This is a genomic window from Actinoplanes sp. NPDC049548 (genome assembly GCF_040676695.1).
Taxonomy (GTDB): domain Bacteria; phylum Actinomycetota; class Actinomycetes; order Mycobacteriales; family Micromonosporaceae; genus Actinoplanes.
In genome coordinates this window covers 387,662-408,214 of the sequence record NZ_JBFAPM010000003.1, presented here as the reverse complement: position 1 = coordinate 408,214, position 20,553 = coordinate 387,662, and the positions used below count along the sequence as shown (strand labels likewise).

Genomic DNA, 20,553 nt, shown 5'->3' with positions numbered 1-20,553 from the left:
CGGGGCGTGCCGCAAAGAGCATCATTGCCGTAGTGACGAATTCGTGCGAGCCCTCGACGGTCCCAAGCGCTTGCGGCCGGTGTCTGATTGCCGATACTCGCGGTGTATAGAAAAGGTTGACACGTACCGGCTGATGGGACTGCGCTCGGCGACTTGACGCGCCGCTCCCGATAGTCCTCCAGCATGGCGACTCGCCGAGCCCATGACCGCGCGAGCAAACGGGTGATGATCACTTTCGACGGCAGTGTCGTTTGCTGTGGAGAGTGCGCTTGCGATGTGTTCAGCGGTACTCAAACGCGGTTGAGCCAGGACGCGGGTTCGCGCCGCGCACGACGGCACGGTTCGCGACGTGACTGACCTGTCCGCTGCAACTCCCGGGTCGTCTGTACAGCGCAGCCGCGGTGAAAGGCTCGGCTCGACCGCCTTCCGACCTCTGTGGTTGGCGCGTATGTAGTCTGTCGTACCTGAGCGGGGCGCTGGGCGAGTCCCGTTCGGCGGCGCTGCCATGCTGGCCGACCGCTGGGGTCACGCCACTTCTCGCGGCGGTGGACCGTTGGTCCGATGGCCGAAGCCGAGATCGCATCAGTTCATTACGTTGACGCAGCCGGTCGCGCACGTCGATGCATCGGCGGTTATGGTGCGTCGATGGGTGCTCACGAGGCGCCCGGACATTCTTCTGAAAGGTTCACCAATGGCCCTTCCCGCAGGCGTCTCGCGGCGCAGTGTGCTGGCGGCCGCCGCCGTCGGTGCCGCCGCTCCCGTCGTCGCGTCCGGCGCTGCTTCCGCTGCCGGTTCCGTTGCCGCGTCCGGCGCGGCCCGGAGGTACGACCTCACCGTGCTCGGCACCTCCGACACGCACGGCAACGTCTACAACTGGGACTACTACAAGGATCTGGAGTACGACGACAGCGCGCACAACGATGTCGGGGTCGCCAAGCTCGCGGCGCTGGTGAACCAGATCCGTGCCGAGCGGCGCGGCAAGGCCACGCTGGTGCTCGACGCGGGGGACACGATCCAGGGCACGCCGCTGGCCACGTACTACGCCAAGCAGGAGCCGATCACCGAGACCGGCGAACGGCACCCGATGGCGCGGGCGATGAACGTGCTGCACTACGACGCCGTCACGCTCGGCAACCACGAGTTCAACTACGGCCTGCCGCTGCTCCACCTGTGGATCCGCCAGCTGGGCTTCCCGGCGCTCGCGGCCAACGCCGTCGACGCGAAGACCGGGCGGCCCGCCTTCACGCCGTACACGATCAAGAAGGTCTGCCTCGGCCCGGGCGTACCGACCCTGCGGGTCGGCATCCTGGGTCTCACCAACCCGGGCGTGGCGATCTGGGACCGGGCGAACGTCGAGGGCGAGCTGCTCTTCAAGGACATGATCGAGACGGCCGCGAAGTGGGTCCCGATCATGCGCGCCCGCGGCGCCGACCTCGTGCTGATCTCGGCCCACGGCGGCGACAGCGGTACGAGCAGCTACGGACCCGAGCTGCCGAACGAGAATCCGAGCGCGCTGATCGCCGAGCAGGTGCCGGGCATCGACGCGATCCTCTTCGGACACGCCCACCGGGAGGTCCCGCAGCGCTTCGTGACCAACACGCAGACGGGCGCGCAGGTGCTGCTCGCCGAGCCGTCGAAGTGGGGCCAGCGCCTCACCCGGATGGACTTCACGCTGGTCCGCGACCGCGGCCGCTGGACCATCACGGAGAAGAAGTCGGCCTCGCTGAACACCAACACCGTCCCCGAGGACCCGAAGGTGCTCGCGGCGGTGCGGTCCCAGCACGCCAAGACCGTCGCGTACGTCAACCAGGTCGTCGCCACGTCCACGGAGGAGCTGTCGGCCGCCGAGTCGCGGTACAAGGACACGCCGATCCTCGACTACATCAACAAGGTGCAGACGGACACGGTGACCGCCGCGCTGGCCGGCACCCCGTACGCCGGCCTGCCGGTCCTGTCGATCGCCGCGCCGTTCAGCCGGACCGCGATCTTCCCCAAGGGCGACGTCAAGATCAAGGATGTGGCGGGCCTCTACATCTACGACAACACCCTCGAGGCGGTCGTCCTGACCGGCGCGGAGGTACGGGCCTACCTCGAGTACTCGGCGCGCTACTTCGTCACCCTGCCGGTCGGCGCCACCCCCGACCCGGAGACGATCAGCGACCCGGCGATCCCGGACTACAACTACGACGTCTTCTCCGGCATCGACTACGACATCGACATCAGCAAGCCGGCGGGCTCCCGCATCACCCGCCTCGACATCGCCGGCGCGCCGGTCGCCCCCGACGCCCGCTTCGTCGTGGCGGTGAACAACTACCGCCGCAGCGGGGGCGGCAACTTCCCCGGCATCGTCAAGGAGCAGGTCTACAACGCCCAGCAGGAGATCAGGCAGCTCCTGATCGACTGGGCCCAGGCCAAGGGCGAGATCAACCCGGCGGACTTCTTCGTGCCGAACTGGCGTCTCGTCCGCGAAGGCGTCCCGGTCTTCCCGGCGTAGTGACGGACGTCGTGGCGCACCCGGCCCCCGCGGGGTGCGCCACGACGGTCCGAGTCATCGCTTCGGTCCGACTGCCGTCCGGCTCACGGCCCGGTCACCGCTTCGTGACGGACTTCCAGTTGCCCTTCTCGTCGGCCGAGACGAGCACCCGGCCCGTCCGCCCGCCGCTCAGCTTCAGCTCGCACAGGTACTCGCGCTTCCCGGCGCGCCACTCGCTGACCGGCCGGCAGTCCGCCTCGGTCGCGTTGACCTTCGCCTTGGCCAGCTGCCCGTCGTGCAGCACGTTGCTCTCGAGGGCCTTGATCATCGCGCTCTCCCGCCAGTTCAGGTAGGTCGGAACAGCGATCGCGCCCCCCGCCGTGATCCAGGCGAAACCACCGACCACCAACGTGACGGCGAAGGCGACCCAGTACGGCGCCACGGTGTTGCGTCCGCGCCGCGCTTGGTCGGACCGGCGAGCCGCGGAGATCGCCCCGAACACGCTGAAGAAGAACGTAAAAAGGATCACCGGCCAGACCGCCGGCCGCTGCGCCCGCGGCGCATTGCGGATCTCCTCCGGGTACGGGACCAGCAGCCCACCGATCTGAGGCACGGACCCGTACGGCGTCACGACGACGGCATCCGACTGAGCAGCCGGCTCGGCCGCCGCGGGCGCGGCGGTGCTCTGAGCCGCCCACGGAGGCGCCGTCGGGTACGCGGACGGCGGCTGCTGCTGGTGCGGAACCTGCGACGGGGTGGTCTCCACCGGATACGCGGCGGACGCGCCGTAGCCCGTGGTCGGGGCAGCGGAGGCCGGGGTGCTCTCCGTCGGATAAAGAGCCGGCGTCGCGTAGCCCCCGGGAGCGGCCGACGCCGGGTAGTGCGCCGAAGTCGGGTAGGCGGCCTCCGCCGGGTAGGCGGTCGGCGCCGGGTAGGCGGTCGGGGTGGTCTCGGCCGGGTAGGCGGTCGGCGCCGGGTAGCCCGCCGGGGTTGCCTCGACCGGGTAGCTCATCGGGTTCTGCGGGGCCGGGTAGCCCGCCGGAGCAGCGTCGACCGGGTACTGGGGCGCGGCATGATGCGAGTGCTCGGGGTGCTGGTAGCCGGCCGGCGGGTACTGCGCGTGGCCCGACGCGAACTGAGGATAGTCCGAGCCCGGGGGGCCGTACGGAATCTGCGTCGTCATTCAGGGGGCCTTTCCGGTAGCGGCTCGGGTGCAGCGCCCGTCCAGGCCCATCAATCGGCTGTCCCGCCACGGACTTGAGAACACCGCCGCCCAGGGTTGCGCGGCACGGTCACCCACCGGCGACCCGGCGACCCGGCGGGCGTGGGGTTCGAGCTGTCAGTTCGCGACGTTGTTGCCGCTGCCTGCGTCGCCGCCGTCCTCCTCGTCGGTGGGGGGTGGTTCCGGCGGGTCGCTGGTGGGCGGGGTGGTCGTGCTCGTCGGCTCCGTCGGCGGCGGTGTTGTCGTCGCCGTGGCGGTGGGCTTCGTCGGTGTGGGGGCGGTCGTCGTGGGGGTGACCGATTTGGAGGGCTTTATGGGCTGGTTCTGCGGGGCCGTTCCCCCGTTGGGGCGGTGGGTGGGGCGGGTCGTCGCGTCGTCCGTCGGCTCGAGCGGCTCGTCGGTCTCGTCTGCCGTCTGCGACTCCGTCGGGACCACCGCGGTGCCGTTGTTGCCCTTGTCGTCCTGGTTGTTGCTCTGCAGCCACAGCGCGATACTCATGCCGCCGGCCGTCAGGAGCAGGGCGATGACCGCGAGGAGCACGGCGAGCTGCCCCTTCGACTGCCGTCGCCGAGCCGGTATCGCGGCCGGCGCCGCCTCCAGCAGGTTGCGCTGCACCGGCATGGTGCGGCCGGTGGGGGCGCCAGGGCTCATCGGCCGGGTCAGCGCCGTCCCCGTCATCGACTGGGCGTTCATCCGCGCGCCGGTCACCGCGGGACCGCTCAGAGCCGTGCCGGTGACGGCCGGCCGGACCATCGCCGTACGGGTCATGCCGGTCGCGGTCTGCGTACGCCAGTCGAGCGTTCCCGCCGCGGCCAGCGCGGCCTCGGCGAACTCGGCGGCGCTGGCGAACCGGTCCGCCGGGTTCTTGGCCATCGCCCGGCTGATCAGCTCGCGCACCGCCGGCGGTGCGAGGCTGTCGGGGAGGGGGTCGGGGTCGTCCTCGAGGTGGCGCAGTGCCACCTGCAGCGCGTTGTCGCCGTCGAAGGGCGGAACACCCGCGATGCAGTGGTACGCCACCGCGCCGAGCGCGTAGATGTCCGTGGCCGGGCTGACGTTGCCCTTCGCCACCTGCTCGGGGGCCATGTAGAGGGCGGTGCCGACGATGGCGTTCAGGCCGGTCACGCTCGTCACCGCGGCGGACCGGGCCACGCCGAAGTCGACCAGGATCACCGCGCCGTTGGGCTTGACGATGAGGTTGCCCGGTTTCACGTCACGGTGGACGGTGCCGTTCTCGTGCGCGGCGTGCAGAGCGTCGGCGGCCTGCGCGACGATCGACATGGTCTCCGCGACGCCGAGCCGGCCCTGCTCCTTCAGCCGGGCGGAGAGCGGCTCCCCGTCGACGAACGCCATGACCAGGTATGCGCACTGATCCTCGTCACCGGCGTCGCCGGCGCTGTAGTCGTAGACCTCGACGACCCCGGGATGGCGGAACGCGGCCATCATCCGCGCCTCGCCGTAGAACCGGGCGGCGAACTCGGGATCGGTCAACATGGCGGTGCGCAGCACTTTGACGGCGATCGTCCGGCCGAGCACCACGTCGGTGCCCCGCCACACGTCACCCATCCCACCGGTGGCGATGCGCTCGTCCGACCGGTAGCGGTTGTCCAGGAGGCTTCCCGAACTGAGCACCAGCGGACCTATCTACTCGAGTGTCGCCACGACCGGACCAAGGGGCCCGGCACCGCGCGAGCCGCGCACAACGATACAGATTCCCCGCCCCTCGCGGCGAGGTCGGTGGGTTGCGGAAAGGGCACGCCGAACGATGCCGCCAACCAGGCGAAAGACCCGGAAAGGGACCCGAAAGACACCCACCGGATCGGGTGGGTGACCCCCCGCATCCAGCAACCCGTCCGAGGGTCGACGCGGAGTCATCGCCGCGTGAGCGGAGGCACCGTACGCCCGGCCGCCGAGTCCGCGAGCAGCTGCGCGAACCGCCGCTCCCGCGTCTCCGCGCGCTTCGCGCTCACCACCCAGTGCACCGCGGCCCGCCGGTACGAAGCCGACTGCGCGCTGAACCATCGCCACGCCTCCTCCTCCCCGCGGAACCGCGCCTTCTGCTGCTCGTCGAGCACCGCGTCGGCCGGCTGCTCGTACGAGTAGGCGGCGACCTTCCCGGGTTTTCGCGTCTCGAAGGCCTGGAGGCCGGCCGGATGCATCAACCCCGCCTCGGTGAGCTCTGCCACCTTCGCGACGTTGACGGAGCTCCACACGCTGCCCTTGCGCCGCGGCGTGAAGCGGACCTGGTAACGGTCCTCGTCGATGCGCCTGCCGATGCTGTCGATCCAGCCGAAGCACAGCGCCTGCGCGATGGCCTCGGTGTGTTTCACCGTCGGCCTGCCGGTGTGCTTCTTGTAATAGCCGACGAACAGCTCGGTCGCGTCCGCGTGGTGCTGCTCGAACCAGGCGCGCAGCTCGGCCTCGGAGGCGAAGAACACAGGTTCCATGGGATGAACCTAGGCCCCGGGTACGACAACCTCCCGAGGCGGAAAATGATCGCCGGGCGGCAAAGGGCTCCGCCCGGCGACCACAACCATCAGCCTTCGTACGTGGGCGTGACCACGATCGCGGTCTCGGCCAGCTCCAGCTGCTCGTTCTCCTCCCGGCGCTCCGCCGCTGCGCGGACCGTGGTCGCCGTGGCCCAGCCGAGTGCCAGGCCGATGAGGCTCGCCCCGACGATCAGCCCCCAGGGCAGGCCCGGCTTGCGGCCCGCGAGGGCGTTGGCGGCCAGGTTCGCCCTGGTCCAGGCCTCCTCCGTCACGGCGTTGACCCGGGCCCCGGCCTTGCCGGCCAGCTTGTGGCTCTCCCGGGAGGCCTTCCCGGCGAGCTTGTTGCTCTGCTTGGACGCCTTGCCGGCCAGCTCGGCGGCCTTCGCGCCGGCCAGACCTGCAGTGATCTTGCCTGCGTCCTTGGCGCTCTCGCCGGCGGACGCCATGGCCGAGGACAGGTAGTCCCAGGCCTCGGCGGCGGTGCGCTCGGCCCTGCTCTTGCGAGAGAACATCGTGTCGTACCTCCTGCGATCGCCGATGCCTGCCTGCGGAGGTGCCCAGGTGCGCCGGCGCGCAAACGTCTCCTGAACAGCGGTGGTCGGCCGGATGGCCGGAGCCGGCGTCTGTCGGCTGTGGACCGCCGGGCACGATAACCGCTCGACGAGGGTGGGTAGGCTTGCTCCGGTTCGCCCCGCGGCACACAGCCAGCTGCCAGGTTGGAGCGGTACTGTCCGGTGCGGTTTCACCGGACCCGATGGGGGTAGTCACCGCCGCCCCTGGCGAGGAAGCACCGCAGGTCAGCGGTCTCCTCGTGCCGAAGATAAGACGCCCGGGGTGACCCGGGCGGGTGGAGGTAGGGCGTGACGCTGTCGATAACGACGTCGACGAAGTCCACCGGTGTGGTGGAGGTCGCACCGATGGGTGAGATCGACGTGGAGAACGCGTACGAGATCAAGGACGCCGTGGCGGCACAGCTCGCGGCGGGCACGCCGGAGCGCATCGAGCTCGACATGCACGGGGTCAGTTTCATCGACTCCGTGGGCATTTCGGCCCTCGTGGCCGCTTTCCAGCTGGCCAGCGTCAGCGGGGTGAAGCTCGTCGTGACCCGTCCGAGTCGTTTCGCTCACCGCCAGTTGTGGGTCACCGGCCTGCTGGGACTCTTCGGCGCGCCTGAGCCGTGCATCGACTGCGGCGATCCGGCACACCGTTCGTTGGTGCCCGGGGCCTGAGCGCGACGTCCGCCTGACCGAGAGTGATCGTGCGTTAAGCCTGCCTGTGGCGACTTGTTCGCGTCCCGGCCACTACGGGATAGTGCTTCCGTGGCGCGACTCCCGATCGGCACCGCTCTGCTGCGGCGCTACGTCCTGACCCGCGCCATCGGCCAGGGCGGGGTCTCGACCGTCTACGCCGCGATCGACACCCGCCGCGGCCGCAAGCTGGCCGTCAAGATCCTCGCTCCCACCCTCGCCGACGACCCGGGCGCTCGCGAGGACGTCCGGCGCGAGGCCCTGATCACCGATCGGCTGCGGCACCCGGGCGTCCCCCGCGTCTTCGAGTACGGCGACGCGCCGCTGCCGGACGGCACGGTGGTGCCCTACGTGGTCCTCGAGCTCCTCGACGGCGAACCGCTGACCGACCGCCTCGCCCGTGGCCGCCTCGCCTGGCCCGAGGCCGTGCGGATCGCCGCGGCCGCCGCCGACGTGCTCGCCGTCGCCCACCGCCGCGGCGTCGTCCACCGCGACCTGACTGCCCGCAACGTCATGGTCACCGCCGACGGCATCAAGATCATCGACTTCGGCCTTGCCACCGCGGCCCTCCAGCCAGGAGACCCCTTCATGGGTACGGCGCCACACCGACCCGAGGATGTCGTGGCTGGCGGCGTCAGGACTGTTCACGGCCACCGCCCCCACCCGCGCGGCGAGGTCCCCTACTTCCGCATGACGGGCTCCAGCGGCCGGAGAGCGCTCCCGCCGCACCCGAAGACCCTGTTCGCCCGCCCCGCCGACGACGTCTACACACTGGGCGTGCTGCTCTACGAGATGCTCACCGGCCGCTCGCCCTACCCACCGGCGGTGGCCGCCACCATCGTCGCCGCCGGCCGCGTCGGTCACCTCGCCCCGACACCGGTGCTCGCCATCCCCGGCCTCCCAGGCGACCTGCGCAACCTCGTCCGAGCCTGCATGGCGAAACGCCCCGAGGACCGCCCCGGGAGCGCCGACCTCGCCGTCACCCTCTGGCACATCCTCGACACAGGGCACGCGCCGCTCACGCGAGGGGGCATGCAGGTATCGGCCGCTTCAGGCTTGTGGGGCGGGTGAGAGAGCGCTCACACGCGCTCAGAACGCCGGCGTCTGCACCACGATGTTCTCGAGGTTGATCTTCACGTCGGTGGCCTCACCCGGGGCCCGGATCGGCGTCACCACCGCGAACCCCTCCGCCAGGGCCGCCAGGTCGGTGCCCGGCTCCAGGGGTTCGTCCGCCGCCTGGACGGCCGTGCGCACGAAGCCCTCGCCGGCCTCCGCGATGCTCATCTGCACCTGGCCGAACCGGGCCAGCGTGGCACGGCGCAGCCCCCGGATGCCGTCGACGTGCAGATCCGGCACGTTCACGTTCAGCACCGTGCCCGGCGGCGTGTGGGTGAGGGTCGGCAGCAGCTTCACGGCGAGCTCCGCCGCGCTCGTCCAGTGGCGCTTCTCGTCGTCCGCCTTGTCGAGGTCCGCGATCGCCTGGCCGCCGCTGGCCGCCGTACCGTTGCTGGGGGAGAGGACGTCGAGCGAGACGGCCATGCCGTGCAGGCCGGCGTGCGAGGCCGTGAGCGTCGCACCCACCGTCCCGGAGTGCACCACCGCCGCCCCGGCGTTGGCGCCGCGATTGATGCCCGAGAGAACAAGGTTCGGAACCGCCCCGAAGGCCCCGCGCAGGGCCAGCAGCACGATGAACGCCGGGGAGGCCGCGACCGCGTAGGCCGGCACGTTCTTCACGCCGGGCAGCTCGCGCGGCTGCACGCAGATCTGCCCGTCCTTCTCGACCGCCGTCATGGCGGCGCTGGTACCACTCGCCTCGGTGAGCGGCGCCGCCACCATGACGTCGAACCCCTGGCGCGCCACCGCACGGGCCAGCCATCTGATCCCCGGAGCGTCGATGCCGTCGTCATTCGTGATCAGAATCCGAACAGCGGTCATGCCGAAACCTTCGCGTCGACGGGTGTCAGCCGTACCCGCTCGGTCAGGACCTGGACGGCGTCGATGCGGCCCGTCCCGAGACCGTGGCGGGTGACGTTGAGGGCACCGGCGGCGGCCCCCGTACGCACAGCGTCACACAGCGTTCCACCCTGTGCCAATACGGCGGCCACTCCCGCGGTCATCGAGTCACCCGCCCCGCGCGACTCGGCGGCCACCATGCGGGGCATGTCCACCTCGTAGACGACGTCCTCGATCAGGGCCAGCGCGCCCTCGTCGGCGCGGGACACGAGGGCCATCTCGGCGCCGTCGTCGCGGAGCTTGAACAGCGCCTTGGTGATGGACTCGATCGAGTCGTCCGCGATCATGCCGTCGCGCAGCAGCTCCTCGTGGCTCACCTTGACCACGTGGGGGCGGGCCTCCAGCGCGGCGGCGAGGTGGGCGGCCGAGAGGTCGATGATGACCTTGCAGCCGTTCGCACCCAGGTCGGTGGCGAGCCGGCGGTACACCTCGGCGGGCACCACGGACGGGTGGGCGGGCCCGCTCAGCACGGCGATGCCGGCGCGCAGCCCCTCGGCGAGCGCGAGGCTGTACAGCTCGTCCATCTCGTGCCGGGACAGCGGCTGGCCCGGGTCCTCCGCCAGCTCCTCGCGCTTACCGCTGCGCCGGTCGTGCACGTACCAGCCCGTACCCGACTCGCGCTTTATGGTCTTGAGCGTGATGCCGTGGAACTTGAGCAGCGGCTCCAGCACCCGCCCGACCTCGCCTCCGGCGGCCGCGCAGAGGGTGACCGGCGCGCCCAGCAGCGTGATCATGCGCGCCTGCCACACGCCCTGGCCGCCGGGGTGCACGTGGAGCTCGGCCTTGTCGTGCTGCTGCTCGATGGTCACGGTGAGCTGGGGCGCAGGCACGAACACCATGACCCCTTTGTTACCCATGCGCACAGTCTTACGCCAAAGGCCTGGAGTGCGGGCCTTATCCGCGATTTACGAGGACGGGCTATCGCGGCGCGGCGTCGGTGAGCTCGCGGACCGTGCCGATCAGGTCCGGGCGGGCGCGGAGCAGGTCCTCCAACCGGACCCGCCACTTGCCGGCCTCGACATCCACGGTGAACCGGTCGTTGTCGCTGCTCTCCACGGACGCGGTGAGCAGGCGCTGGCGGGTGTTGGCCAGCTCTCCGTACAGGTCGGTGCCGAGACGGCTGAGCACCCGGCCGGAGAAGGCGTCGTAGCCGGGCCCCGCGGCCGCCCGGACGAAGGCCCGGGCGGCGTCCCAGGCCACCCGCGGCTGATGGATGACGGACTGCGTCATGGTGTCCCTCCGCTGTTGGATAGTCACCAAGTGTAGGTAAGTGGCGGTGTCGCGGGCCGGTAGTGGCGGACTCCGTGACAGGTGTGCCCAGCGTGCGCCCTGGGGCGGCGAATCACCAGCCCACGGGCGTACAGGATCCGCTGACCGGTTCGACCTGCAGCGTGGCGTGGTCGATGTGGAAGTCCTCGTGCAGGGCCTCCCGGGCGGACGCGAGCACCGCGCCCAGCTCGGCCGCGGGCTCCAGGCTCAGGTGCGCCGACGCCACGTCCATGCCCGAGGTCAGGGTCCAGACGTGCAGGTCGTGGACGTCGCAGACGCCCGGCACCGCGGCGAGCCGGTCGCGGACCTGGGCCATGTCGAGGTGCTCGGGCGCCGCCTGGACCAGGATCCTGACCGCCGACCGGCCCAGGGCGAAGGTGCGCGGCAGGATCATCAGGGCCACCACGACCGCGACGATCGGGTCCGCGTACGACCAGCCGGTGACCGCGATGACCAGGGCCGCGACGATGACGCCGGCGGAGCCGAGCAGGTCGCCGACCACCTCCAGGTACGCCCCTCGGACGTTGAGGCTCTCCTGGGCGCCGGGTCGCAGCAGCGCGAACGCGACCAGGTTGACGACCAGGCCGCCGGCCGCTACGACCAGCATGGGAGTGGCGGGCACGGCCGACGGCTCGGCGAAGCGGCGGACCGCCTCGATGAGCACGTAGATCGCGACCCCGGTGAGCAGCGCCGCGTTCGCCAGCGCGGCGAGCACCTCGAGCCGATAGAGACCGAACGTACGCTGGGAGTCCGTGTGTGCGCGCCCGGCGGCGTGGATCGCGGCGAGGGCCATCGCGATGCCCAGCACGTCGGTGAACATGTGCCCGGCATCGGAGAGCAGCGCCAGTGAGCCGGTGACCAGCGCCGCCACGGCCTCGACGAGCATGAACGCCGCGAGCAGGCCGGCGGCCCACCACAGGCGCGACCGGTGCCGCTCGCCGGCGCGCAGCGCCTGACCACCGTGATCGTGCCCGGCTCCCATGAGCCCACCTTCCGTCGCGGGGTCACGCCCCGGCCAATATATGGTCACATCGCTATGTATGCAACTTGAACTCGATTGTCATCGCCGGGGTATGGACTCCACGACAACCGAACCCCGCCTGGAGGGATCCACCCATGTCCAGACGTACTCTCGCGATTGTTGCCCTGACCGCCCTCGCCGTCACCACCGCCGCGCCGTCCGCGCCCGCCGCGGCCCACCCGGTGGCCGGCCTCAGGCCGCACGTCATCCACCTGCCCGACGGCTTCCAGCCCGAGGGGATCGCCATCGGCAAGCTCCCGTACGCGTACTTCGGCTCCCGCGTCGACGGCGACATCTACCGCGCCAGCCTCGTCACCGGCCGAGGCCGGGTCATCAGCCAGGGGCCCGGCACCCCGTCGCTGGGCCTCAAGCTCGACCGTCACGGCCGGCTCTTCGTCGCCGGCGGCAACGGCGGCGATGCCCGCGTGATCGACGTGGCCTCGGGCAAGGTGCTGCGGTCGTACACGTTGCAGACCGTGCCCGCCTTCATCAACGACGTCGTGCTGACCGGTGGCGCCGCCTGGTACACCGACTCCACGAACCCGGTGCTGTTCCAGCTGCCGCTCGGCCGCCACGGCAGGCTGCCCGCCCGCGCGGTCCCGGTGCCCCTCACCGGCGACATGGTGTACGCCGCCGGCAACAACGCCAACGGCATCACGGCCACCCCGGACGGCCGCGGTCTCATCGTCGTGCAGTCCAACACCGGAAAGCTCTTCAGGACCACGTACGCGGGGGTCACCACCGAGATCGACCTCGGCGGCGAGTCCGTCCCGAACGGCGACGGGCTGTGGCTGCGCGGCACGACCCTCTACGTGGTGCAGAACCGGCTCAACGTGATCGCCAAGATCCAGCTGAACAAGCGGGCGACCAGGGGCACCGTCGTCAGCCGGACCACCAGCCCGGACTTCGACGTCCCGACCACCATCGCGGAGTACGGCAAGCGCTTCTACCTGCCGAACGCCCGCTTCACCACGCCGCCGACCCCGACGACGCCCTACACGGCGGTCGCGGTGCCCCGCCCCTGATAGGGCCTGATACCGATGGTGGTGAGGCGCTGGGTGGCCCGGGAGAGCGCCACGTAGAGGGTCCGCACCCCGCTGGCGTCCGTCGCGATCTCCGCCGGCTCCACGAGCACGACCGCGTCGTACTCCATGCCCTTGGCCTCGAGCGCGGTCACCACCTGCACCCGCTCGGGCAGCCCGGCCACCCACGCCGCCACCTCGTCACGCCGCGGCACCGGCGTGATCACGCCGATCGTGCCGTCGACGTCCGCCAGGTGCTTCTCCACCGCGTGCCTGGTCACCTCCGGCACGTCCGCCGCCGCGACCACCTGCTCGACGGGCTCCACGCCGGTGCTGCGCACGGCCCGGGGCAGCGGCAGGTCCGGCATGATCGTGCGGATCACCCGGGCGGCCACCGCGAAGATCTCCGACGAGTTGCGGTAGTTGGTGGTCAGCGCGTACGTGTTGCGCTTGCGGGAACCCAGGGCCCGGTCGCGCGCCCGGTCCAGCTCCGCGACATCGCCCGACCACGCCGTCTGCGCCGGGTCGCCGACGATCGTCCAGGACGCGTACGCGCCCCGCCGGCCGATCATCCGCCACTGCATCGGGGACACGTCCTGCGCCTCGTCCACCACGACGTGCGCGTAGTCGCGGTAGTCGTCGTCGCGCTGCACCGCCTGCGCACGCGCGGCGGCCTGACGGTCGGCGAACGTGCTGACCTCCTGCACGCCGTCGCGTACATGGAAGGGGTTCTTCGTCTTCTGCTGCGGCCGGCGCGGACGCCCCATCAGCTCATCCAGCTCGTCGAGCAGCGCCACGTCCGCGATCGTGGGGCCGTGCTCGGCGAGCCCGTCGAACGACCCCTGCAGCAGCCCGATCTCCTCTTTCGACAACAGCCCGTTCCCGTACGCCCGCAGCCGAGCCGGATCGGCCAGCCACCGCAGCACCCGCATCGGCGTGAACCGGGGCCACCAGGCCTTCAGGAACTCCCGGAAGTCCGTGCGGTCGGCGAGCTCGGACTCGAACTCCGCCTTCTCGGGCAGGTTGCGGATCGTCTGCCGGGCCTGCGCCCACAGCGCGTCGAAGATCCGGTCGAAGCCGTGGCCACGAACCTCGTTGCGCCGTGCCCCCCGCGGCAGCGCCTTGCGCCGGATCCGGTCCAGCTCGGCCGCGTCGAGGCGCAGCAGCGTCCCCCGGTAGAGCAGGCGCAACTCCGTCGGAGCGCCCGGGACCGCGTCGTGCGACGCCCGCTCGAGCACTCGGCGCATCCGCAGCGACCCCTTCACGGCTGCGACCGCCGTCGGATCGACCCGGGTCGCGTCGTACCCCGCGACCAGCGAACCGAGCGACCGCAGCGTCGCGGTCTCCTCACCGAGCGACGGCAGCACGGTCGCGATGTAGTCGACGAAAACCCCGGACGGCCCGACCACGAGAATCCCGCCGCCGGCGAAGCGGCTGCGATCCGAATACAACAGGTACGCCGCCCGGTGCAGCGCGACCGCGGTCTTGCCGGTGCCCGGCCCCCCGGTGACGATCGTGACCCCGGACGCGGGGGAGCGGATCGCCTCGTCCTGCTCCCGCTGAATGGTGGCGACGATGTCCCGCATGCCCCGGCCGGTCGCCTTCGACAGGCTGGCCAGCAGCGCCCCGTCACCCACGATCCGCATGTCGGCAGGCGCGGCCTCCGGGTCGAGCAGGTCGTCCTCGATCCCCGTCACCCGCTCACGAGCCGACTGGATCATCCGGCGCCGCACCACACCGAGCGGGTCGGCGGGAGTGGCCCGGTAGAACGCGGCGGCCGCCGGCGCCCGCCAGTCCACCACCAGCGACTGCGAATCCTCGTCCCGGATACCCATCCGGCCCACGTAGTGCACGGCCCCGCTCACCAGGTCGAGCCGGCCGAACACCAGCCCCTCGTACTCGGTGTCGAGCGCGTGCCGGCGGCGAGCAGCATGGAACACCATCGCGTCCCGCTCGACGAGCGCCCCGAACGTCCCGACCCCGGCGAGCTGATAACCCTCCTTCTCGGCGCGGGACGCCTCCCGGCGAAGCTCGGCGAGCCGGGCGTACACCCGGTCGACGTGCTCCTGCTCGACGGCGATCTCCTGCTGCAGGATGTGAGCGTCGCTCAAGTCGGTCATGCTCCCCGCTTGTGAACCAGCTGGCTGCCGCCCCGCGCCCAGCCGCACGAAGGGGGCAATCGAACTTACTCCCCCCGAAGGGCCCACGTCGATCGCGGCACGCCCGATCCCGCAGTGCCCGCCTCCCTGGCCGCGTTCCTGCGGCGTCTGGGCGGGCCGCGCAGCTGTGGCTTCTGGGCGCGTCTCCCCGGTTGGGGCCGCGTCCTGGAGTGCGGGTGCTCTCAGGCCGCCTGGTCGTAGCCGCGGCGGCGATCAGCCCGGTTGCGGCGCCGCCGGCGCTGCGCCTCCGCGCTCGCGGCGGCCTTGTCGACGATCGCGGTGAGAGCGGCAGTCACCTCGCGGGGCCGCTCCATCATCAGCATGTGCCCGGCACCCGGGAACACGGTCAGCTCGGTGCCCGGCAGCGCGTCGGCGATGGACTCCGCGCAGGCCGGCGGCGTGAGCCGGTCCCGGTCACCGACCAGAGCCGCCGCCGGTACGTCCCCGAGCGCGGCCAGCGTGTCGAGCCGGTGCTGGGCGCCGACCGACGCCCGGAAACCACCGATCGAGCGCAGCGACGCCCGGCCCACCGCCGACATCGTCAGCTCCAGATCGCCGGGCTCGTGGTCGTCGCCGAAGAGCAGCCAGCGCACCCCCGGCCGCAGCGCGGGCAGCACGGCCTTGTGCGGGCGCCACGCACCCAGCCGGGCCAGGACCCCGGCACCGGTCTGCTCCGCCGCCCGAACGAGCGGCGTCAGCGGCGTCGGCAACCCGTAGCACGTGTGGGTCGCGCCCTCGGCGGTGGTCGAGACGAACAGCAGGCCATGAACCCGGTCGGCGAACTCGGCCGGATACGACTCGGCGTACTCCATGATCGTCATCCCGCCCAGCGAGTGCCCGGCCAGCACGACCGGGCCGGCTGGAGCGTACGCGTCCAGCACCTCCGCCAGATCCTCGCCGAGCTGAGCAAGCGTCGCCGACCGCAACCGCGTCTTGCCCGACCGCCCGTGCCCCCGAGCGTCGTACGCGACCACCCGCGCGTCCGTACCCTCCAGCGCCCGGCTCTGGTAATGCCACGTGCGACGGTCAAGGCACCAGCCATGCAGGAAGATGACGGTCACCGGGGCGTCGGCGGGACCGGACGTCTCGACATGCAGACGTACGCCATCAGCGAGGGTGAGCTCCGAGCGCTCGGACATGGGCACCTCCGTGTATCGCACGGCCCCGTTGTACCCACGGGTAATAAGCATCACGCGCGATCACCCGAAAAGCCAGATCTTGTCGGGGATCTTGCGCCGAACGGTCGTGCCCGGCCGCCCCGGGAACGTGATGTGCCTCGCACCGCGTGTCAACGAACGGCCGCTCGTAGAGAATCAGTGCCATGACGGGACCGACACCTGCCACCTCTGCTGCGGCAACGACGGCATTGTCCGCGACGACCCTCGCTCCGGCGGATGGGGCTGCTACGGCGGCTCCGGCCGACGTCGCTCCGGCCGAGCGGATCACGCGCCCGGCGGATGCTCTCGCCGAGCTGCTCGCAGGCAACCGGCGCTTCGTCACCGGAAGCCCCGAGCACGGCCACGACGTGGCCGCCGCCGCAGCCTCCTCCGGTGGACAGCTCCCGCACGCGGTCGTCGTGGGCTGCATCGACTCCCGGGTGCCGCTGGAGGCCATCTTCGACCAGACCTTCGGCTCGATCTGCGTGATCCGCTCCGGCGGCCACGTCGTCGACCGCGCGGTCCTGGGCTCGGTCGGCTTCGCGGTCTCCGCCCTCGGCGTCCCCCTGATCATGGTCCTGGGCCACGTCCGCTGCGGCGCCGTGGACGCGACCGTCGAGGCACTGCGCGCAGGCACCCGCCCGGACGGCGACGTCGGCTACCTGGTCGACGAGATCGCCCCTGCGGTACACAGCGTGGGCCTGGACGACCCGGACGTGGCGGCCAAGGCCATGCGCGCCCACGTAGCCCTGACGGTACGCCGCATGCGCGACGTGGCCGGCGTCCCGGAGCTGCTGGCAGCGGGCACGGTGGACATTGCGGGAGCCGTGTACGACCTCGACACCGGCCGCGTCGAGCTCCTCAGCTGACGCCAAAGCCGGCTCGTCGCCGCAGCGGCTGGCGGGTCGGCCCTGATCGGCGGAGATGCGCCTGTTCGGCGCCGACGCGGCTGACGGGTCGGTCGGCGGGGAGAGGTTCAGGCTCGCCGGCTCGCTCGTGACAGACCCGCGGACGCTGCGATTGTGCCGTCGGCCCGGTGCCCCCTCGGCGTCCTCTCGAGCCCGACACGTCGTTGGCTCGCCACGCCCGGCACCTCGGTGACGCCGTCCGAACCTTCTTCCCGTCGCAGGCCCCGTCAGGCGAGGCGCGGACCAGCGGCATGGGTCAGGGGAGCACGCGGACCTGGTGGCGGGGCGATCAAGTTGTCGTGATCTTCGGAGGGTGCAAAAAGGCGCTCCCGGGCACGAAAGCCCGGGAGCGCCTCAGCTGCTGCGGAGGGGCTCAGCCCTCGAAGACGCCGGCGTCGGCGAGGCGCTTCTCCGTGGCGCCCCAGCCGTGCTGCGGGAAGGTCGCGTCGAGGGTGTTCAGCTCGGCGCGGATCTTGGCACCGTGACCCGCGGCGGCGAGGCTGCGGATCTCCTCGACGAACGCGTCCGAGTCGGTCTTCAGGTGGTTGGTCTTGCCGTTGGTCAGGTTGCGCACGTACGCGAAACGGCCGTTCGCCAGCGGGATGAGGTACTTGAACTCACCGAGCACGCTGAGGGCGCCACCCTGGCCTGCCTGGCCGGCGCGGACTGATGCGCGGGCGGTCTTCGAGGTGTTGCTCGCCACGGCGGTACTCCTTGGGAAAAGAACGGGTGTCGGCATAAATGGCCGGAGCAATCTTACACGACCTCAACGGGGCCGCACCGCGGGAGCGGGCTGGTCCGTTAGGTCAGGTGTGCCACTACGGCCATTCACATGTCGATATTGCGGTTTCTCTGGCGCACCATCCGTACCACCCGGCATCATGGAGCACGATCAACCGCGGTCGAGGTCGTAGGGGAAGACGCACCTCGGTCTCCGGGAGGTCACCGTGCCAACGTGTGGCGTCGTATACGTCCACTCGACCCCACTCGCCGTGTGCCAGCACGTCGAGTGGGCGATCGCGCGCGTCCTGACCGCGCCGGTCACCCTGCATTGGACTGCGCAACCGGTCGATCCCGGCATGCGGCGGTCGGAGTGCAGCTGGACCGGGAGGCCAGGGACTGGCGCCGAGCTGGCTGCTGCCCTCCGGCAGTGGCCGATGATCCGTTTCGAGGTCACGGAGGAGCCCAGCCCCGGCGTCGACGGGGAGCGCTTCATGCACGTACCGGGTCGCGGCCTGTTCCGCGGCACGATCGGCGCCTCCGGTGACATCCAGATCGGCGAGGACCGGCTCCGCGCGATCATGGCCTCGGCGAGAGCCCCGGAGGCTCTGTCGCACGCCCTCGAGAAGGCGCTGGGCACGGCGTGGGACGCCGAGCTGGAGCCCTACCGCTACGCCGGCGACGGCGCACCGGTCACCCTCCTCACCCGCGTCGGCTGACCCCTCAGGGAAGCCGGCCCCGCGACCGACCCGCCCGGGCGACAGGACGAACCTCCCGGCGAGGGCCGGCCGTGCGGCGAGGACGGGGGCGGCGTGCCGACGGGCCGGTCGGTTTGTCGGCGGTTGTGGCGGGCTGATCCAATGGCTTCCGTGAATAGGGCGTTTCGCGTTGCTGTGGCCGTACCCCTCGCGCTTCTTGCTGCCTGCGGCAGCGACGCGCCCACCAGTCCGGCACCGTCGGCAAGCGTCGCGCCACCCAGCGTTCCTCCTTCGCGGACCCAGCCGGCGGCGGCCCCGCCCGCCGATCCCGTCCTCCGCGCCCGGGAGACGGTCAAGACGCTGACCGACGCGGATCTGGCCGGGCAGGTGTTGATGCCCTACGCGTACGGCAACGACGCCGACAAGGTGGACGCCGCGGCGGCTGCCGGGAACCAGAAGATCGGCGGGGTGAACACGCCCGCGGAGCTGGTCGCCAAGTTCCGGCTGGGCGGTCTGATCCTGGTGGGGTTCGCGCCCGACGATCCGACCGGTGCGACCAATCCGGCGACCAATGTCGACTCGCCTCAGCAGGTGCGGGTGCTGACCGACGGGCTGCAGGCGGCTGCCGCCCGGCTGCCCGGCGGGGCTCCCCTGCTGATCGGCACCGACCAGGAGTACGGGGTGGTGACCCGGGTGCGGACCGGCGTGACCGTGCTTCCGTCCGCGATGGCGTTCGGGGCGGCGCGTAAGCCGCTGCTCACCGAGGCCGCGTGGCACGCCGCCGGTTCCGAGCTTGCCGCGATGGGGGTGAACGTCGATTTCGCGCCGGTCGCCGACACGCTCGGCTCGGCGGGGAGCTCTGTCATCGGCTCCCGCTCGTACGGTGCGGATCCGGTCGCCAACGCCGAGCAGGTGCGAGCCGCCGTGCGGGGGTTGCAGGCCGCCGGGGTTTCCGCGGCGCTCAAGCATTTTCCCGGGCATGGGCACACGACCGGCGACAGCCATGACGATCTGCCTGTGGTGCGGCAGAGCGCGGCGAAGTGGGAGAAGGAGGACCGGCCGCCGTTCGACGCGGGTGTCGAGGCCGGTGCGGGTCTGGTGATGTCCGGCCATCTGGATGTGGAGGGGCTGGACAAGGGTGTGGCGGCCACGTTCTCCCGCAAGATTATGACTGAGGTGCTGCGGGGGCGGATGAAGTTCACGGGGGTTGCCGTCACGGATGCCATGAACATGCCTCCGGCGATGAAGTGGCCGGCCGGGGAGGCGGCGGTCCGCGCCCTGAACGCGGGCAACGACCTGCTGCTCATGCCGCCCGACATCACCGCGGCGCGGGACGGCATCGTGGCGGCGCTGCAGGACGGCTCGCTGAAGCGGGAGCGGCTCGTCGAGGCCGTCACCCGGGTGCTCACCCTCAAGTTCCGCAAGGCCGGCCGCGCTCAGCCCGCCCTGTCGACGCTCGACTCGCCCGATCATCAGCGGGCGGTCGCCAAGGCGGACGCCGCCTCGATCACCGTCCTCAAGGGGGCCTGCTCCGGGCCGCTGGTCAGCGGCCCGGTCACGGTCACCGCTTCCGGCGGGCGGGAGACCGCGCGGATCGCGCTGGTCCAGGCTCTGCAACAGGCCGGCGTCACGGTCCAGGCCGCGGGGGGCACGGTCGTGCACCTCGTCGGGTACGGGGACAAGCGCACCGATCTGAGCCCCGGGGCGGCCGTGACGGTGAGCATGGACACGCCGCAGCTGTTGTCCGCGGCGACGTCCCCGGCGCTGGTGGCGACGTACTCGTCGAGCCGGTTGTCGTTGACCGCGCTGGCGGCGGTGATCGCGGGGAAGGCGAAGGCGCCTGGCCGGTCCCCGGTGCCGGTCGCGGGGCTGCCTCGCAGCGCCTGCGTCAGGTGACGGCGCGGCGGTAGCGGCCGGGTGAGTCCCCGGTCGCGCGCCGGAACGCGGTCGCGAAGGCGAACTCGTCGCCGATCGCGCCCGGCACGGCGGCGAACTCCTGCGCCCACGGCGCGTCCCAGCCGAGCAGGACGGTCCGTGGCCGTCCGCCGCGCAGCACCGTGAGCACATCCGTCAGCACGTCCACGACCGAGACTGTCGCGAAGGTTCGCGCGCTTTTCAAGGATGGGCCGGGCTCGCTGCGCTCCTTACGGTCGGTGGT

The 20,553-nt window shown here is 71.4% G+C and carries 19 protein-coding genes; 7 read left to right on the top strand and 12 right to left on the bottom strand.

Features of this window, described 5'->3' with window-relative positions; all coding sequences use genetic code 11:
• Positions 1 to 691 precede the first annotated feature (691 nt).
• Entirely contained in the window at positions 692 to 2,494 is a 1,803-nt protein-coding gene (locus AB0J80_RS09145) for a 5'-nucleotidase C-terminal domain-containing protein (RefSeq protein WP_364702241.1), read from the top strand.
• Positions 2,495 to 2,588: 94 nt separating this feature from the next.
• Here the strand turns inward: AB0J80_RS09145 and AB0J80_RS09140 are convergent, their stop codons facing one another.
• The 4 genes from AB0J80_RS09140 to AB0J80_RS09125 form a co-directional block, all read right to left on the bottom strand.
• Positions 2,589 to 3,656, bottom strand: coding sequence for a hypothetical protein (locus AB0J80_RS09140; protein WP_364702238.1), 1,068 nt, complete (start codon positions 3,654 to 3,656; stop codon positions 2,589 to 2,591).
• Positions 3,657 to 3,812: 156 nt separating this feature from the next.
• Positions 3,813 to 5,324: a serine/threonine-protein kinase gene (locus AB0J80_RS09135; protein WP_364702236.1), complete on the bottom strand. Its 1,512-nt coding sequence runs from the start codon at positions 5,322 to 5,324 to the stop codon at positions 3,813 to 3,815.
• Positions 5,325 to 5,563: 239 nt separating this feature from the next.
• Positions 5,564 to 6,139, bottom strand: coding sequence for a YdeI/OmpD-associated family protein (locus AB0J80_RS09130; RefSeq protein WP_364702234.1), 576 nt, complete (start codon positions 6,137 to 6,139; stop codon positions 5,564 to 5,566).
• A gap of 89 nt (positions 6,140 to 6,228) precedes the next feature.
• Complete coding sequence (locus AB0J80_RS09125; protein ID WP_364702232.1) at positions 6,229 to 6,693, bottom strand: hypothetical protein; 465 nt, start codon at positions 6,691 to 6,693, stop codon at positions 6,229 to 6,231.
• A 348-nt stretch (positions 6,694 to 7,041) separates the two neighbouring features.
• Here AB0J80_RS09125 and AB0J80_RS09120 point away from each other — a divergent pair, with 348 nt between their 5' ends.
• Positions 7,042 to 7,410, top strand: a complete 369-nt coding sequence (locus tag AB0J80_RS09120) for an STAS domain-containing protein (RefSeq protein WP_364702230.1) — start codon at positions 7,042 to 7,044, stop codon at positions 7,408 to 7,410.
• A 90-nt stretch (positions 7,411 to 7,500) separates the two neighbouring features.
• A complete protein-coding gene (locus tag AB0J80_RS09115; RefSeq protein WP_364702227.1) occupies positions 7,501 to 8,499 on the top strand; it encodes a serine/threonine-protein kinase in 999 nt (332 codons plus the stop codon).
• Positions 8,500 to 8,517: 18 nt separating this feature from the next.
• Here the strand turns inward: AB0J80_RS09115 and AB0J80_RS09110 are convergent, their stop codons facing one another.
• The 4 genes from AB0J80_RS09110 to AB0J80_RS09095 all read right to left on the bottom strand — a co-directional run bounded on the left by AB0J80_RS09110 (position 8,518) and on the right by AB0J80_RS09095 (position 11,692).
• Complete coding sequence (locus AB0J80_RS09110; protein ID WP_364702224.1) at positions 8,518 to 9,363, bottom strand: 5'/3'-nucleotidase SurE; 846 nt, start codon at positions 9,361 to 9,363, stop codon at positions 8,518 to 8,520.
• Entirely contained in the window at positions 9,360 to 10,298 is a 939-nt protein-coding gene (locus AB0J80_RS09105) for a PfkB family carbohydrate kinase (RefSeq protein WP_364702221.1), read from the bottom strand. Before AB0J80_RS09105 ends, AB0J80_RS09110 begins: the two co-directional genes overlap by 4 nt.
• Before the next feature lie 61 nt (positions 10,299 to 10,359).
• Entirely contained in the window at positions 10,360 to 10,671 is a 312-nt protein-coding gene (locus AB0J80_RS09100) for a hypothetical protein (RefSeq protein WP_364702219.1), read from the bottom strand.
• A gap of 112 nt (positions 10,672 to 10,783) precedes the next feature.
• Positions 10,784 to 11,692 (bottom strand): cation diffusion facilitator family transporter, encoded by a 909-nt coding sequence (locus AB0J80_RS09095; RefSeq protein WP_364702216.1) that lies wholly within the window; start codon positions 11,690 to 11,692, stop codon positions 10,784 to 10,786.
• A 134-nt stretch (positions 11,693 to 11,826) separates the two neighbouring features.
• On the opposite strand from AB0J80_RS09095, the gene AB0J80_RS09090 reads away from it, so the two are divergent.
• Positions 11,827 to 12,756, top strand: coding sequence for a superoxide dismutase (locus AB0J80_RS09090; RefSeq protein ID WP_364702213.1), 930 nt, complete (start codon positions 11,827 to 11,829; stop codon positions 12,754 to 12,756).
• Here AB0J80_RS09090 and AB0J80_RS09085 read toward each other — a convergent pair.
• Together AB0J80_RS09085 and AB0J80_RS09080 are read right to left on the bottom strand one after the other, a co-directional pair.
• Positions 12,726 to 14,873: an AAA family ATPase gene (locus AB0J80_RS09085; RefSeq protein ID WP_364702210.1), complete on the bottom strand. Its 2,148-nt coding sequence runs from the start codon at positions 14,871 to 14,873 to the stop codon at positions 12,726 to 12,728. The two genes, AB0J80_RS09090 and AB0J80_RS09085, sit on opposite strands and share 31 nt — an antisense overlap.
• Positions 14,874 to 15,094: 221 nt before the next feature.
• Positions 15,095 to 16,051 (bottom strand): alpha/beta hydrolase, encoded by a 957-nt coding sequence (locus tag AB0J80_RS09080; protein ID WP_364702207.1) that lies wholly within the window; start codon positions 16,049 to 16,051, stop codon positions 15,095 to 15,097.
• 182 nt (positions 16,052 to 16,233) lie between these two features.
• On the opposite strand from AB0J80_RS09080, the gene AB0J80_RS09075 reads away from it, so the two are divergent.
• Positions 16,234 to 16,938: a carbonic anhydrase gene (locus AB0J80_RS09075; protein ID WP_364702204.1), complete on the top strand. Its 705-nt coding sequence runs from the start codon at positions 16,234 to 16,236 to the stop codon at positions 16,936 to 16,938.
• A gap of 412 nt (positions 16,939 to 17,350) precedes the next feature.
• Here AB0J80_RS09075 and AB0J80_RS09070 read toward each other — a convergent pair whose 3' ends face one another.
• Entirely contained in the window at positions 17,351 to 17,680 is a 330-nt protein-coding gene (locus tag AB0J80_RS09070) for a hypothetical protein (RefSeq protein ID WP_364702201.1), read from the bottom strand.
• Positions 17,681 to 17,924: 244 nt separating this feature from the next.
• Here AB0J80_RS09070 and AB0J80_RS09065 point away from each other — a divergent pair, with 244 nt between their 5' ends.
• Positions 17,925 to 18,416 (top strand): DUF3145 domain-containing protein, encoded by a 492-nt coding sequence (locus tag AB0J80_RS09065; protein ID WP_364702198.1) that lies wholly within the window; start codon positions 17,925 to 17,927, stop codon positions 18,414 to 18,416.
• Between the two features lie 141 nt (positions 18,417 to 18,557).
• Complete coding sequence (locus tag AB0J80_RS09060) at positions 18,558 to 20,291, top strand: glycoside hydrolase family 3 N-terminal domain-containing protein (protein ID WP_364702195.1); 1,734 nt, start codon at positions 18,558 to 18,560, stop codon at positions 20,289 to 20,291.
• Here AB0J80_RS09060 and AB0J80_RS09055 read toward each other — a convergent pair.
• Positions 20,284 to 20,478 carry a hypothetical protein gene (locus AB0J80_RS09055; protein ID WP_364702193.1) on the bottom strand — a complete coding sequence of 65 codons (195 nt, stop codon included), beginning with the start codon at positions 20,476 to 20,478 and terminating at the stop codon, positions 20,284 to 20,286. The genes AB0J80_RS09060 and AB0J80_RS09055 overlap by 8 nt on opposite strands.
• Positions 20,479 to 20,553: the final 75 nt, after the last annotated feature.

Coding starts and splice junctions, on each gene's coding strand:
- AB0J80_RS09145 (WP_364702241.1), top strand. CDS start 692: ATGGCCCTTCCCGCAGGCGTCTCGCGGCGCAGTGTGCTGGCGGCCGCC.
- AB0J80_RS09125 (WP_364702232.1), bottom strand. CDS start 6,693: ATGTTCTCTCGCAAGAGCAGGGCCGAGCGCACCGCCGCCGAGGCCTGG.
- AB0J80_RS09100 (WP_364702219.1), bottom strand. CDS start 10,671: ATGACGCAGTCCGTCATCCATCAGCCGCGGGTGGCCTGGGACGCCGCC.
- AB0J80_RS09110 (WP_364702224.1), bottom strand. CDS start 9,363: ATGACCGCTGTTCGGATTCTGATCACGAATGACGACGGCATCGACGCT.
- AB0J80_RS09095 (WP_364702216.1), bottom strand. CDS start 11,692: ATGGGAGCCGGGCACGATCACGGTGGTCAGGCGCTGCGCGCCGGCGAG.
- AB0J80_RS09105 (WP_364702221.1), bottom strand. CDS start 10,298: ATGGGTAACAAAGGGGTCATGGTGTTCGTGCCTGCGCCCCAGCTCACC.
- AB0J80_RS09075 (WP_364702204.1), top strand. CDS start 16,234: ATGACGGGACCGACACCTGCCACCTCTGCTGCGGCAACGACGGCATTG.
- AB0J80_RS09140 (WP_364702238.1), bottom strand. CDS start 3,656: ATGACGACGCAGATTCCGTACGGCCCCCCGGGCTCGGACTATCCTCAG.
- AB0J80_RS09080 (WP_364702207.1), bottom strand. CDS start 16,051: ATGTCCGAGCGCTCGGAGCTCACCCTCGCTGATGGCGTACGTCTGCAT.
- AB0J80_RS09085 (WP_364702210.1), bottom strand. CDS start 14,873: ATGACCGACTTGAGCGACGCTCACATCCTGCAGCAGGAGATCGCCGTC.
- AB0J80_RS09130 (WP_364702234.1), bottom strand. CDS start 6,139: ATGGAACCTGTGTTCTTCGCCTCCGAGGCCGAGCTGCGCGCCTGGTTC.
- AB0J80_RS09060 (WP_364702195.1), top strand. CDS start 18,558: ATGGCTTCCGTGAATAGGGCGTTTCGCGTTGCTGTGGCCGTACCCCTC.
- AB0J80_RS09090 (WP_364702213.1), top strand. CDS start 11,827: ATGTCCAGACGTACTCTCGCGATTGTTGCCCTGACCGCCCTCGCCGTC.